Annotated in this window: 11 protein-coding genes; 5 read left to right on the top strand and 6 right to left on the bottom strand. The window is 54.2% G+C overall.

Annotation, left to right across the window (positions count from 1 at the left end; translation table 11 throughout):
• The first annotated feature begins 93 nt into the window (after positions 1–93).
• Positions 94–723, top strand: coding sequence for an OB-fold-containig protein (locus OGY13_RS07735; protein ID WP_213752717.1), 630 nt, complete (start codon positions 94–96; stop codon positions 721–723).
• A gap of 23 nt (positions 724–746) precedes the next feature.
• Positions 747–2,414, top strand: coding sequence for a flotillin family protein (locus tag OGY13_RS07730; protein WP_103284705.1), 1,668 nt, complete (start codon positions 747–749; stop codon positions 2,412–2,414).
• Between the two features lie 111 nt (positions 2,415–2,525).
• Here OGY13_RS07730 and hldE read toward each other — a convergent pair whose 3' ends face one another.
• The 3 genes from hldE to OGY13_RS07715 form a co-directional block, all read right to left on the bottom strand.
• Positions 2,526–3,959, bottom strand: a complete 1,434-nt coding sequence (hldE, locus tag OGY13_RS07725; RefSeq protein WP_048215525.1) for a bifunctional D-glycero-beta-D-manno-heptose-7-phosphate kinase/D-glycero-beta-D-manno-heptose 1-phosphate adenylyltransferase HldE — start codon at positions 3,957–3,959, stop codon at positions 2,526–2,528.
• A gap of 59 nt (positions 3,960–4,018) precedes the next feature.
• A complete protein-coding gene (gene glnE / locus OGY13_RS07720) occupies positions 4,019–6,859 on the bottom strand; it encodes a bifunctional [glutamate--ammonia ligase]-adenylyl-L-tyrosine phosphorylase/[glutamate--ammonia-ligase] adenylyltransferase (RefSeq protein ID WP_213752718.1) in 2,841 nt (946 codons plus the stop codon).
• Positions 6,860–6,985: 126 nt separating this feature from the next.
• Complete coding sequence (locus OGY13_RS07715) at positions 6,986–8,287, bottom strand: CYTH domain-containing protein (RefSeq protein WP_048236782.1); 1,302 nt, start codon at positions 8,285–8,287, stop codon at positions 6,986–6,988.
• 241 nt (positions 8,288–8,528) lie between these two features.
• Here OGY13_RS07715 and OGY13_RS07710 point away from each other — a divergent pair, with 241 nt between their 5' ends.
• Together OGY13_RS07710 and OGY13_RS07705 are read left to right on the top strand one after the other, a co-directional pair.
• Complete coding sequence (locus OGY13_RS07710; protein ID WP_048236784.1) at positions 8,529–9,149, top strand: TIGR04211 family SH3 domain-containing protein; 621 nt, start codon at positions 8,529–8,531, stop codon at positions 9,147–9,149.
• Between the two features lie 62 nt (positions 9,150–9,211).
• Positions 9,212–10,447 (top strand): multifunctional CCA addition/repair protein, encoded by a 1,236-nt coding sequence (locus OGY13_RS07705; RefSeq protein ID WP_048215522.1) that lies wholly within the window; start codon positions 9,212–9,214, stop codon positions 10,445–10,447.
• A gap of 109 nt (positions 10,448–10,556) precedes the next feature.
• On the opposite strand, the gene bacA is transcribed toward OGY13_RS07705, so the two are convergent.
• Both bacA and folB read right to left on the bottom strand, forming a co-directional pair.
• Complete coding sequence (gene bacA, locus OGY13_RS07700; protein WP_003828439.1) at positions 10,557–11,375, bottom strand: undecaprenyl-diphosphate phosphatase; 819 nt, start codon at positions 11,373–11,375, stop codon at positions 10,557–10,559.
• Positions 11,376–11,461: 86 nt separating this feature from the next.
• Positions 11,462–11,830, bottom strand: a complete 369-nt coding sequence (gene folB, locus OGY13_RS07695) for a bifunctional dihydroneopterin aldolase/7,8-dihydroneopterin epimerase (protein WP_003024659.1) — start codon at positions 11,828–11,830, stop codon at positions 11,462–11,464.
• Positions 11,831–11,936: 106 nt separating this feature from the next.
• Between folB and plsY the strand changes: the two genes are divergently transcribed.
• Complete coding sequence (plsY, locus tag OGY13_RS07690; protein WP_003828443.1) at positions 11,937–12,554, top strand: glycerol-3-phosphate 1-O-acyltransferase PlsY; 618 nt, start codon at positions 11,937–11,939, stop codon at positions 12,552–12,554.
• A gap of 31 nt (positions 12,555–12,585) precedes the next feature.
• On the opposite strand, the gene ttdR is transcribed toward plsY, so the two are convergent.
• On the bottom strand, positions 12,586–13,527 hold the full coding sequence (gene ttdR, locus OGY13_RS07685) for an L-tartrate utilization transcriptional activator TtdR (RefSeq protein ID WP_213752719.1): 942 nt from the start codon (positions 13,525–13,527) through the stop codon (positions 12,586–12,588).
• Positions 13,528–13,583 lie beyond the last annotated feature (56 nt).

Raw genomic sequence — 13,583 nt, 5'->3', positions numbered from 1 at the left:
GGTGACACATGTTATTGTAACGACATGTAAAAGTAAGGGGTAAAACCATTACTTTTGATACTGACAGGGAACGCAGTAACAGGAGGAAACAACTTGGTATTATTCACGGATTACAACAGCCCCTACCTGTTTGCTATTTCATTTGTACTACTGATTGGCCTATTAGAAATCATCTCTCTTATTTTCGGTCATTACCTTTCTGGCGCGCTTGATGCGCATCTCGAACATTACGATGCCCTGACCTCCGGCAATATCGGACAGGCATTGCACTATCTCAATATCGGACGGATTCCAGCGCTGATCGTGCTGTGCTTACTCGCTGGCTTCTTTGGACTCTTCGGTATCCTCCTTCAGCATGGCTGGGTCACGCTGTGGCAAGCACCGCTCAGCAATCTGCTGCTCGCGCCGGTGAGCTTTATTTTTGCGTTCTTCGCCGTGCATTACAGCGGGAAAATTATTGCTCCATGGCTACCACGAGATGAAACCACCGCCCTCGCCGAGGATGAGTTTATCGGCAGCATGGCAATTATTACCGGCCATTCTGCGAGTGCCGGAACCCCATGCGAAGGCAAATTTACCGACAAGTTTGGGCAGACCCACTATGTGCTGCTGGAGCCTGAAGCGGGCAAAGAATTCAAAAAAGGAGACAAGGTGCTGATTATTTGCCGACTCTCTGCAACGCGTTACCAGGCCGAGCTAAACCCCTGGCCGACTGTTTTATAATTTTACACAGAGGGACCTTATAGATGGATGATGTTTTTGGCATGTTACCTTCATGGATGTTTACCGCCATTGTCGCGGTGGTCGTCTTAGTCATTATCGGGATTATTTTTGCCCGCCTGTATCGTCGTGCATCTGCTGAACAGGCATTTGTGCGTACCGGCCTTGGTGGGCAAAAAGTGGTGATGAGCGGCGGCGCAATTGTCATGCCTATCTTCCACGAAATCATTCCTATCAACATGAACACCCTCAAACTTGAGGTGAGCCGTTCTACTGTCGACAGTCTTATCACCAAAGACCGTATGCGCGTAGATGTCGTCGTCGCCTTTTTTGTGCGTGTAAAACCGTCTGTTGAAGGGATTGCTACCGCCGCACAGACGCTGGGACAGCGGACGCTGTCACCAGAGGATTTGCGTGTGCTAATAGAAGATAAGTTTGTCGATGCCCTGCGTGCCACTGCGTCGCAGATGACCATGCACGAACTGCAGGATACGCGTGAAAACTTCGTTCAAGGCGTACAAAACACCGTCGCGGAAGACCTGTCCAAAAACGGTCTGGAGCTGGAGAGCGTTTCACTCACCAACTTCAACCAGACCGAAAAAGTCCATTTCAACCCTAACAACGCCTTTGATGCCGAGGGTCTGACCAAGCTGACCCAGGAAACGGAACGTCGTCGTCGCGAACGTAACGAAGTCGAGCAGGACGTAGAAGTTGCCGTCCGTGAGAAAAATCGTGATGCGCTGTCGCGTAAGCTGGAGATCGAGCAGCAGGAAGCCTTCATGACGCTCGAGCAGGAGCAGCAGGTGAAAACCCGCACGGCCGAGCAAAACGCCAAAATTGCCGCCTTTGAAGCCGAGCGCCATCGTGAAGCTGAACAGACGCGTATCCTTGCCGAACGTCAAATTCAGGAAACAGAAATCGATCGCGAGCAGGCGGTTCGTTCAAGAAAAGTCGAGGCCGAGCGTGAAGTTCGCATCAAAGAGATCGAACAGCAGCAGGCAACAGAGATCGCCAACCAGACCAAGTCCATCGCCATTGCCGCCAAGTCCGAACAGCAGTCTCAGGCTGAAGCACGCGCTAACGATGCGCTGGCCGATGCGGTTCGTGCCCAGCAGAACGTAGAAACCACCCGCCAGACCGCAGAAGCGGATCGTGCCAAACAGGTGGCGTTGATTGCCGCAGCTCAGGATGCGGAAACCCAGGCCGTTGAGCTGACCGTGCGCGCGAAAGCGGAGAAAGAAGCGGCAGAATTGCAGGCGGCAGCGATTGTTGAACTAGCCGAGGCAACGCGGAAAAAAGGTCTGGCAGAAGCAGAAGCACAACGCGCACTTAACGATGCCATCAACGTGCTTTCCGATGAACAGACCAGCCTGAAATTTAAGCTGGCGCTGCTGCAGTCCCTGCCAGCGGTTATTGAGAAATCCGTCGAGCCAATGAAGTCTATCGATGGGATCAAGATTATTCAGGTTGATGGTCTCAATCGCGGCGGCGCAGTCGGTGAAGTAACCGCAGGTAACGTAAACGGTGGGAATCTCGCAGAGCAGGCATTATCCGCAGCCCTTTCCTATCGTACACAAGCGCCGCTGATCGACTCGCTGTTAAATGAAATTGGCTTGTCCGGCGGTTCGCTGTCGGCACTGGCCGAGCCGCTGAAAAACAGTCCACAGCCTGTTGAGAAAACGACTGAACAATAAGAAACAGAAATGCCGGATGGCAACGCTTACGCGTTTTATCCGGCCTACAAACGTTACGTCACGTAGGCCGGATAAGGTATTCACACCGCCATCCGGCAAACTTTTCAGGTGTTATTTATCGCTGTCTTTCTGGATCTTCTTAATGATATTTGTCGTAGAGCAGCCATCTTCGAAGTTCAGCACCAGCACTTCACCGCCGTTCGCCCACACCTCTTCACTACCCGCAATCTGCTCCGGCTTATAGTCGCCGCCTTTGACCAGCAGATCCGGCAGAATGCCAGCAATCAGACGCTGCGGCGTATCTTCTTCAAAAGAGACCACCCAGTCGACGGATTCCAGCGCGCCCAGTACGATCATACGCTGTTCCAGCGGGTTGACTGGACGCGTTTCGCCTTTCAGACGTTTGGTCGAAGCATCGCTGTTGACCGCCACGATCAGGCGATCGCCCAGCTTGCGCGCATTCGCCAGATAGGAAACGTGGCCCGCATGCAGGATGTCGAACACGCCGTTGGTCATTACCACTTTCTCGCCGCGCTTGCGGGCGCTGGCAACGGCCTGTTTCAGCTCAGATTCGCTCATCACGCCAAAGCCAGTATCGGCCCGACCGCGCACGGCGTTTTCCAGTTCAATCGGAGAAACGGTAGAGGTCCCCAGCTTACCGACGACAACACCGGCTGCGGCGTTAGCAAAATAGCACGCCTCTTCCAGTGAGTTACCCGCCGCCAGCGTCGCCGCCAGCACGCCGATAACCGTATCGCCTGCACCGGTCACGTCATACACTTCCTGCGCCTGCGTCGGCATATGCAGCGGCGATTTGCCCGGTTGCAGCAACGTCATCCCCTGCTCGGATCGCGTGATCAGCAGTGCGGAAAGGTCGAAATCAGCAATCACTTTCATGCCGCGTTCAACCAGTTCATCTTCGCTTTTGCACTTGCCCGCCACCGCTTCAAACTCAGACAGGTTCGGCGTCAGCAGCGTTGCGCCACGGTAGCGTTCAAAGTCGGTTCCTTTCGGATCGATAAGCACCGGCACCCCAGCCTTACGCGCCAGAGCAATCATCTGCTGCACGCTTGCCAACGCGCCTTTGGCGTAGTCGGAGAGCACCAGAGCACCGATAGAACCCAGCGCCTGGTTAATACGCTCGTGCAGCGGCTGCGGATCCACACCTTCAAAACCTTCTTCGAAATCCAGGCGAATCAGCTGCTGGTTGCGGGAAAGCACGCGCAGTTTGGTTATCGTCGGATGGGTCGGCACGGAAACGAAATCGCATTTTACGTTCACATCCGCCAGCGTTTTGCTCAGCGCACGCGCCGCGTCGTCAATACCGGTCAGGCCCACCAGACGCGAATTCGCTCCCAGAGAGGCAATGTTCATCGCCACGTTTGCTGCGCCACCGGGACGTTCTTCGATGGTATCGACCTTCACCACCGGAACCGGCGCTTCAGGTGAAATACGGCTGGTAGGACCGTACCAGTAGCGATCCAGCATCACATCACCGACAACCATGACTCCTGCACGTTCAAACTCTGGCAGCGTTACTTTCATTCCTGTCTCCTGAGAGATTCTCTGAGGGTCTTAAAATTTGCGCGCGATAATAGCACACTTCACTCGGCAACCAGCCACTTCTGCCAGCTGTCACGCACCAGCGTACGTTCAGCGTCAAAGTGCTCCAGCGCCACATGGCCCGGAAGTTCCTGCAACGCAAGATGATGAAGTTCATCACGCAACGTCGTATAAGCACGGGTAAGCGCCAGCGCTTCCTGCTCGTCCATAATGTCGTTTTGCGCCAGTAATTCCAGAATGCGCACGTTATCCGACCAGCGCGTCAGCTTCGGTTTTTCATGCGCATAGCGCAGCACCAGATACTGCGTAATAAACTCAATATCTGTGATGCCGCCTTCATCCGCTTTGATATCAAAACGATCGCGATGCTTATTGCCCAAATGGGCACGCATTTTCTCACGCATTTCGCGCACCTCGGTCTGCAAGGTTTTCCCATCACGGACGAGGGTCATGATATCGCGACGAATCGCATCAAACTGAGAGGTCAACTGCGGGTCGCCGTACACTACGCGAGCACGCACCAGCGCCTGATGCTCCCATGTCCAGGCTTCGTTACGCTGATAATCGGCGAAAGCGTCAGCTGACGTCACCAGCATCCCCGCCGCTCCTGACGGACGCAAACGCGCATCCACTTCGTACAAAATACCGGACGAAGTACGGGTACTGAAGAGGTGCATAATGCGCTGCGCCAGACGCAGATAGAACTGTCGCCCGTCAATCTCACGCTCACCGTCCGTCATCACGTCCATCGGACAGTCATGCAGGAAGATCAAATCGAGATCCGAGCTGTAACCCAACTCCCAACCGCCCAGTTTGCCATAGCCGACGACGGCAAAACCACGCCCCTCGCGTTCGCCAAGATGAGTGGGTTGACCGTAGCGTGCGACCATCTGCGTCCACGCCTGCTGGACTACCGCATCAATAATAGCTTCCGCCAGCCAGGTTAAATGGTCGCTCACCTTCATCACCGGCAGTGTACCGGCGATATCGGCCGCGGCAATACGCAGTAGCTGCGTTTGCTTAAATTGGCGCAGAGCCTCAAGTTGCTGCTCTTCGTCATCTTCCGGCACGCGCAGCAAATACTGGCGCAGCTCATCACGGTAGGCGTCCGTCGCGGTGGGTTGATACAGGGTGTTCGGATCCAGCAGTTCATCGAGCAACAGCGGATACCGCGCCAGCTGGCTGGCGACCATCGGCGAGGCCGCACAGAGCGAAATCAGATGCTTCAGCGCCCCGGGGAATTCGCTCAGCAGTTCCAGATAGGTCGTACGGGTAACAATCCCTACCAGCAGAGGGGTAATGCGCGATAGCGGGACTGAGGCATCGTCACGCGTACAGACATCGCTCAGCAGATGCGGCATTAAATGATCCAGCACCTGGCGTCCGCGTGGACCAATGGTGCGTTTATCCAGCTCTTTGCGGAAATCAGCAATCAGAGACAGCACGCGCCGGCGATCGTCATCCGCCAGATGCGTCAGCACCGGCGTGGTGTCATCTTCCTGTAATGCATCCTGCCACAGTTCGCGCCACTGTTCTGAAAGCGACTCTTCCTGGGTTTCAGCTTCGTCATCGCCAATCAGCTCGTTAAATACCCGGCGTACGTTGTCCATATGATTGGCCAGCACATCAGTTAATTGCTGCCAGTCATCAACGTTCATCCCCCACGCCAGCCGCGCGCGATTCAGTTCATCGCCTGGCAACGTTTGGGTCTGTTCATCATTGATGCTTTGCAGCAGGTTTTCCAGGCGGCGTAAATAGAGATAGGCTGCTCGCAGTTGTTCCGCATCGGTATCAGACAGCAGATGCAGAGCATTGATGGCGCTAAGCGTCGGTAACAGCGAGCGGGATTGCAGCGACGGCTCGCGCCCACCGCGAATCAGCTGGAATACCTGCACGATAAATTCGATTTCACGAATACCGCCCGCCCCCAGCTTGATGTTGTCTTTCAGACCACGGCGGCGCACTTCTCGGGCAATCATCCCTTTCATGTTACGCAACGACTGGATCACGCTGAAATCGATATAGCGACGGAAAACAAAAGGCCGCAGCATGGCACGAAGCTCGCTGACGTAAGTGCCGTCGGCATCGCCCATAATGCGGGCTTTGACCATCGCATAGCGTTCCCAGTCGCGCCCTTGCTCCTGGTAATAATCCTCCAGCGCAGAGAAGCTCAGTACCAACGGACCGCTGTCACCAAACGGGCGTAAACGCATATCCACCCGATAGACAAACCCATCCATTGTGGGCTGATCTAATACCTTAATGAGCCGCTGGCCCATACGGGTAAAGAACTGGGCGTTATCCAGCTCGCGGCGCCCGCCCTGTGTGCTGCCATGTTCTGGCCAGGCAAAAATCAGGTCGATATCGGAGGAAAAATTCAGCTCGCCGCCGCCCAGTTTCCCCATGCCTAAAATCAGTAGCGGCTGCGCCACACCTTCAGGATTACAGGGCGTACCCCATTCGCGACAGCAGGCAGCGTATAACCAGTCGCGCGCGGCGACGATCAACGTTTCAGCCAGATGGCTTAGCTGCTGCAAAATACTCTCTTCGGTCACCAGCGACAGGGTCTGTGCCCAGGCGATACGCACCATAATGCGACGGCGAAACAGGCGTAACTCACGCATCAGCGTGTTTTCATCACTAACGTCAGCCAATGTTTGCTGTAACCAGTCGGCATAGTGTTGCCATTCATCCGCCAGGGGTGGAGCGCTTTCCAGCTCAGCCAGCCATTCGGGATGGGCAATAATGCTGTCACGGACAAAATCGCTGAATGTAAGTACTGACTTCGCCTGAACGCTAAGCGAGGACTCAGATATTGCTGCTGGCAGCCGCTCAACAACGGTCGGCCAGTACTGCTGTAACGGTGAAGAGAGCTGCTTCATTTACGGGTTATCCTTTGAATGGTGCCGGATGGCGGCGTTTAGCCTTATCCGGCCTACATGACAGTTACACACATCGCGTAGGCCTGATAAGCGCAGCGCCATCAGGCATCCCGGCCTTGGCCCTGATTATCGTTTTCCGCTGTGCAGCCAGAACGGTTCCAGCGCGATTGCCTCGTTGCGGAAGTGTTCAATTTCAATATATTGATTGGCCGCAATGGCGTGGCGCAAACCCTGCCAGTTGGCGATCCATTCTGATGCGACATTTTCGTCGTAGTATCCCGCCAGCATCAGCATGCTATCAATGTTGCGCGTCAAACGAGGAAGCTGATCGGCGTACTGATCGCCCAGCGGCTGCGCAAAAGCGGTCTTCAGCTCAGCGGCATGGCGTGAAAGATGGGTATCCGAGAAACGCTTAAAGGAGTCGGCAATTTTTCCCTGCGCCTTCGCATCAAGGAACGGCTGCCATCCTTTGGTCACCAACCATTCGGTCAGCGCCAGCTTGGCCATTGCCGTTTGCGTGCTGTAAACCGCCGAAACAGCAGAAACGTCCGACGAAATGATCGCTTCCGACTGGGTCAACAAATCACGTAAGTGAGCGCTCGCTTTTCGCGGCACATTACCGCCAAACAGCATCAGAATGTGACGCACCAGGCCCATAGCCGCCAGCACCTCGGCTTTCGCCCCTTTAACGCCGCGCACCCACAGCTCTTCATGGTACTGCCACTGTGATAATGCCAGCTCCAGCGCCGCTTCCAGCCCCTGCTCAATACTCGCTTTCGCCGGAACTTTCAAAATGCGTGTCGGTTTGAGTTCGCGCGGCGCATTCCCCTGAGCAAGGTGATAACCGCGCGCTGCTTTGCTCAAGCTACCCTGGCGTAAACCGGTTTGCGAAACCAGCTGGTTTGCCAGCTTCAGTACCGCACGGGTATCGCCGCTTAGCAGTTCAAGTTCAAGCTCACAGATAGGTTCTGCAAACTCGCCCGCTTTCACCTCCCCCAGATCGAGGGCCATTTCAATCCGGCTGCCATCAACATCAACCAACCATTTCTCACGGTAAAAATCGGTGCTGAACAACGGCTGCACTTGAGAAGCAAGTTCAGCAGGCAGCTCGCCATCAGGCCAGACTTCCGTTGGGAACAAGGTGAGGTCCAGCTCAGGCGCGTTTAGCGCAACGTTATATTCCGGCCGTTGGTGCAGTCCGCCCGTCACGCGTCCGGCAATTTTCATGGTCATTTCGTAATGACCATTTTCACCGCGAATACGCAGCCCCATATCGTGACCACGCAACCACGCATCCGGTGTTTCGTAGTAGATATTCAGCAACTGGCTGGGCGCATGATGCTCTCCCCCCAGCGTATTCAGACGTTCACGTAGCGCATCTACAGCGTCATTATTGACGATAAATTTTAATTCGATTTCCTGAGCCATGGTCTTGTACTTATGGGTTATGTCACAGTTGAGAAAACTGACTGCGAACTAAGTTCGTTATTTATGGTCAGTAGATAGTATTTTGCGCCAAATTGCCATGCAACGAGCAATTTGACGGGCGTAAAAGTTTCGAGTGGTGGCAAAAAGGACACAGATGATTCCGATTGATGTCGAATGCTTTGCGTAGAGACACTGATGCCACTACTATCGTTCCACTTTCTATGACAATAACGACAGCCTGATGCCAAAATTACGCCTGATTGGATTAACTTTATTCGCACTTAGCGCCACTGCAGTCTCTCATGCCGAAGAAAAGCGCTATGTCTCTGACGAACTGAACACCTGGGTCCGCAGCGGTCCGGGAGATAATTATCGCCTCGTGGGTACGGTTAACGCCGGCGAGGAAGTCACGCTATTACAGACCGATGCCAACACTAACTACGGCCAGGTGAAAGACAGCACCGGACGTACCGCCTGGATCCCACTGAAAGAGCTGAACAGTACGCCGAGCCTGCGTACCCGCGTTCCCGACCTGGAAAACCAGGTTAAGACCTTGACCGATAAGCTCAATAATATCGATACCACGTGGAATCAGCGCACCGCTGATATGCAGCAAAAGGTAGCGCAAAGCGACAGCGTGATCGACGGGCTGAAACAAGAAAACCAGAAGCTGAAAAACGAGCTTATCGTGGCGCAAAAGAAGGTCAGCGCAGCCAACCTTCAGCTTGATGACAAACAGCGCACCATCATCATGCAGTGGTTTATGTACGGTGGCGGCGTGTTGGGTCTTGGTCTGCTGCTCGGCCTGGTTCTGCCACACATGATCCCAAGCCGTAAACGCAAAGATCGCTGGATGAACTGAATCGCCTTCTCCGCCACACTGACATATGATTAAGGGATCATAGTTTTCAAAAGGAAAGTGGCGTGAAGATTTATCTGGTCGGTGGTGCTGTTCGGGATGCGTTATTAGGGCTACCGATTAAAGATAAAGATTGGGTTGTTGTTGGCGCCACGCCGCAAGAGATGCTCGACGCGGGCTACCAGCAGGTAGGCCGCGATTTTCCCGTGTTTCTGCATCCGCAAACCCGCGAAGAGTATGCGCTGGCGCGTACCGAACGTAAGTCAGGCTCGGGGTATACCGGATTCACCTGCTATGCCGCCGCAGATGTGACGCTGGAGGCCGATCTTCAGCGTCGTGACCTGACCATCAACGCAATCGCCCGCGATGACGACGGGGAGATTATCGACCCGTATAACGGACGCGACGATCTGGAAAACCGTCTGCTGCGCCATGTTTCATCTGCCTTTAGCGAAGATCCGCTGCGCGTGCTGCGCGTGGCGCGCTTTGCTGCCCGCTATGCGCACCTCGGTTTTCGTATTGCTGACGAAACCATGACGCTAATGCGTGACATGACCACCGCTGGTGAACTGGAGCATCTGACACCAGAGCGGGTGTGGAAAGAAACCGAAGGCGCATTAACCACCCGTAACCCACAGGTATTTTTCCAGGTCCTGCGCGACTGCGACGCACTGCGCGTCCTGTTTCCGGAAGTGGATGCTTTGTTTGGCGTTCCAGCCCCCGCACAGTGGCATCCGGAAATCGACACCGGCATTCACACGCTGATGACGCTTTCGATGGCAGCCATGTTAAGTCCGGAAGTCGACGTGCGTTTTGCTACGCTGTGCCACGATCTTGGCAAGGCATTGACGCCTAAAGCGCTGTGGCCGCGCCATCACGGCCACGGTCCGGCAGGTGTTAAGCTTGTCGAACAACTGTGCCAGCGCCTGCGCGTGCCGAATGACATCCGTGATTTAGCCAAACTGGTTTCCGAGTTCCACGACCTCATTCATACCTTCCCGATCCTGCAGCCGAAAACTATCGTTAAGCTGTTTGATTCCATCGATGCCTGGCGCAAACCGCAGCGCGTGGAGCAAATCGCCCTCACCAGCGAGGCCGATGTGCGTGGGCGAACCGGTTTTGAAGCGGCAGATTATCCGCAAGGCAGACTGTTGCGCGAAGCCTGGCAGGTTGCGCAGGCGGTGCCAACGAAAGACGTGGTTGAAGCTGGATTCAAAGGTCAGGCAATTCGTGAAGAACTGACCCGGCGTCGCATCGCGGCGGTAGCCAGTTGGAAGGAGCAGCGGTGCCCGAAAGCGTAGACACTGCGTTGCCGGATGCGCTGTACTTATCCGGCCTACAGGTTCGAAACGGATATAACCCGTAGGCCGGATAAGGCAGAACGCCGCCATCCGGCACCACGGTAAGACATCAGAAGAACACGACGTAAACGGCAGCCGCCACAATAAAGCGGTAAATCGCAAACGGAATGAACGAGATGCGTTTAATCAGTTGCAGGAAGGTTTTGATCGCCACCAGCGCCACGATAAACGCCGTCACAAATCCGACTGCAAACATCGGGATATCTGATGCGCTGAGGAAAGACCAGCTCTTGTAGAGATCCAGCGCCGTCGCGCCCATCATCATCGGCACAGCCAGCAGGAAGGAGAATTCAGAGGCCGCGTAACGACTCACGCCCATCAGCATGCCGCCAGAAATCGTCGCCCCGGAGCGAGAAAACCCCGGCCACAGCGCCAGACACTGGAAACAGCCAATCATAAACGCCTGGCGATAGGTCATATCATCCAGACCCGGCGCACGCGGTTCTTTCGGCTTCAGGCATTCTGCGGCAATCAGCAGTACACCACCCACCACCAGCGCATACATCACGTTGATCGGGTTAAACAGCGATTTGATGGTGTCGTGGAAGATTAGCCCCAGTACCACGGCTGGAATCATCCCCAACAGGATATGTCCCAGCGTCAACCGACCTTTGCCAGTGCCTTCATGCGGAGCCTTGCCGAAGTGAATGCCGATCAAGCCAAACAGACGTCGCCAGAACATCACCACCACCGCCAGAATAGAGCCCAGCTGAATCACCACTTCAAATGTTTTTGCAGTGTCACCCTCAAAACCCAATAAGTGGCCAACAATAATCATATGGCCAGTACTGGAAACGGGTAAAAATTCCGTCAATCCTTCGACCACACCCAAAATTGCCGCCACCAGCAGCGAGTGCATATCACTCATTAATAAACCCCTAGATAGAGAAACCACGGCAAAAAAGAGCCGACGAAAGGACCCTTTTATACCCGTTTGTTTTAGAAATTATTAAATTAATTATTTTCTTTCAGATTATTGCCACGCTCAATGATAACCCCGACGTTCGCCGCACGGGCTACCGCGCCAGGTTTACTGAGTTTGATCCGTACCCAGGGAGAATTAAAGCGGCTAAGCAGCAGATCCGCCACCTCTTCCGCAACCCGTTCTACCAGCGCAAAGCGCCCACCTTCCACATGATTAACAACCGTTTGAGCAATATCAGCATAGCTCAGGCAATCAGCCACATCATCGCTTTTAGCCGATTTGCGGTTATCCCATGCCATTTCGATATCGAACACCAACCGTTGTTCGATCGTTTGTTCCCAGTCGTAAACACCAATAGTGGTGATTACAGAAAGTTGCTCTATAAATACAATATCCATCACGACCTGCCTGCTTTTTGGCTAACCCGGATACCACTTCCGGCGAAATATGCGTATTATCCACAGAAGTAGCGTTTTACACGACATTTTCAAAACGGAACAGCTTATGAGTGCAATCGCGCCTGGAATGATTATCTTCGCGTACCTCTGTGGCTCAATTTCCAGTGCTATTCTGGTATGCCGCCTTGCTGGATTGCCGGACCCGCGCGACAGCGGCTCTGGGAATCCGGGCGCGACAAACGTGCTGCGCATCGGTGGCAAGGGAGCCGCCGTCGCGGTACTGATTTTCGACGTCCTGAAAGGTATGTTACCCGTCTGGGGTGCCTATGCGCTAGGCGTCAGCCCCTTCTGGCTGGGATTGATCGCAATCGCCGCCTGTCTGGGCCACATTTGGCCGGTGTTCTTCGGCTTTAAAGGTGGGAAAGGCGTTGCCACAGCCTTTGGCGCGATTGCGCCGATTGGTTGGGACTTAACCGGCGTGATGGCCGGGACCTGGCTGCTGACCGTCCTGTTGAGCGGCTACTCGTCGTTAGGCGCTATCGTCAGCGCGTTGATCGCCCCTTTTTACGTCTGGTGGTTCAATCCCCAGTTCACTTTTCCGGTGTCCATGTTGTCGTGCTTAATTTTGCTTCGTCACCATGACAACATTCAGCGTCTGTGGCGTCGTCAGGAGCCGAAGATCTGGACCAAGCTGAAGAAAAAACGCGAACGAGACCCCGAGTGATTTTATTGTCGGATAGCGACGCAACGGCGTCTTATCCGGCGTGGGGGATGTGATACCCATCCACCGGTTTTCCTAATCGGTTTTGACACCACGTCGCCAGAAACTCCACGCACACGCGCAGCTTCACGCTGCGATACAGCGGCTCCTGATAAACCGCCCAGATATTAGCGCTCTGCGCATAGTTCGGCAGCACACGCACCAGTTCACCGCTGGCCAGAAACGGCTGCACATCCCATTCGGAACGCAACATAATCCCTTTTCCCTGTAGCGCCCACTGCAACACAATCTCACCGCTGTTAGAGGAAAGATGTCCCGCCACCTTGACCGACTTTTTCTCCTGACCATTGTCCAGTTCCCACACCCCGTGAGTCATATCGCGTTCTTTAGTGACCAGACAATCATGACGACTTAATTCCTGTAACGTCATCGGCTCACCGTATTTTTGTAAATACGGTGGGGCCGCACACAATATTCTTTTGTTTTTCGTTAACAAATGCGCAATATAATAATCCGGTATCTCGTCATTAATACGAATATCCAAATCGATATTATCCTGCGCCAAATCAATTTGCCGATCGTAAAGCTCAAAATGCACCTGTAATTCAGGGTAGCTATGCATCAATTCGGTAATTGCCGGCGCAATATAACTGCGCCCAAAGCCAAAACTACAGCCGATACGAATCATCCCTGCCGGGCGCGTTTTGAGTTGCGTGACGTCATCGACCAGATGCTGATAGCCCGCGAGGATCGCCTGCGCATGTTCATAGCAACGTTGACCACTCTCCGTGAGCGCTACACCACGCGCAGAGCGGCTTAGCAGCGTCGTCCCCAGCGTGGACTCTAGGATCTGAATGCGTTTTGTCACAAACGCCGGCGTTTGCCCCAGCGTCGCGGCGGCAGCGCTGAAGCTGCCGCTATGCACAATTTCAACCAACACCTGCAGGTCTTTCGCCAGGGGATACGTGTTCAGCATGATCGGTCTATCCGTAATGTTGTTCACCGCAGTGTAATTCTCTCATGCGTCTTAAA

It is taken from the genome of Citrobacter sp. Cpo045, from assembly GCF_030332875.1.
In the GTDB taxonomy this organism is placed as follows: Bacteria; Pseudomonadota; Gammaproteobacteria; order Enterobacterales; family Enterobacteriaceae; genus Citrobacter; species Citrobacter portucalensis.
The sequence above is the reverse complement of the archived record's forward strand: the minus strand, read 5'-3'. Positions and strand labels throughout refer to the sequence as shown.

Coding starts and splice junctions, on each gene's coding strand:
- plsY (WP_003828443.1), top strand. CDS start 11,937: ATGAGTGCAATCGCGCCTGGAATGATTATCTTCGCGTACCTCTGTGGC.
- glnE (WP_213752718.1), bottom strand. CDS start 6,859: ATGAAGCAGCTCTCTTCACCGTTACAGCAGTACTGGCCGACCGTTGTT.
- OGY13_RS07715 (WP_048236782.1), bottom strand. CDS start 8,287: ATGGCTCAGGAAATCGAATTAAAATTTATCGTCAATAATGACGCTGTA.
- ttdR (WP_213752719.1), bottom strand. CDS start 13,527: ATGCTGAACACGTATCCCCTGGCGAAAGACCTGCAGGTGTTGGTTGAA.
- bacA (WP_003828439.1), bottom strand. CDS start 11,375: ATGAGTGATATGCACTCGCTGCTGGTGGCGGCAATTTTGGGTGTGGTC.
- OGY13_RS07710 (WP_048236784.1), top strand. CDS start 8,529: ATGCCAAAATTACGCCTGATTGGATTAACTTTATTCGCACTTAGCGCC.
- folB (WP_003024659.1), bottom strand. CDS start 11,830: ATGGATATTGTATTTATAGAGCAACTTTCTGTAATCACCACTATTGGT.
- OGY13_RS07730 (WP_103284705.1), top strand. CDS start 747: ATGGATGATGTTTTTGGCATGTTACCTTCATGGATGTTTACCGCCATT.
- hldE (WP_048215525.1), bottom strand. CDS start 3,959: ATGAAAGTAACGCTGCCAGAGTTTGAACGTGCAGGAGTCATGGTTGTC.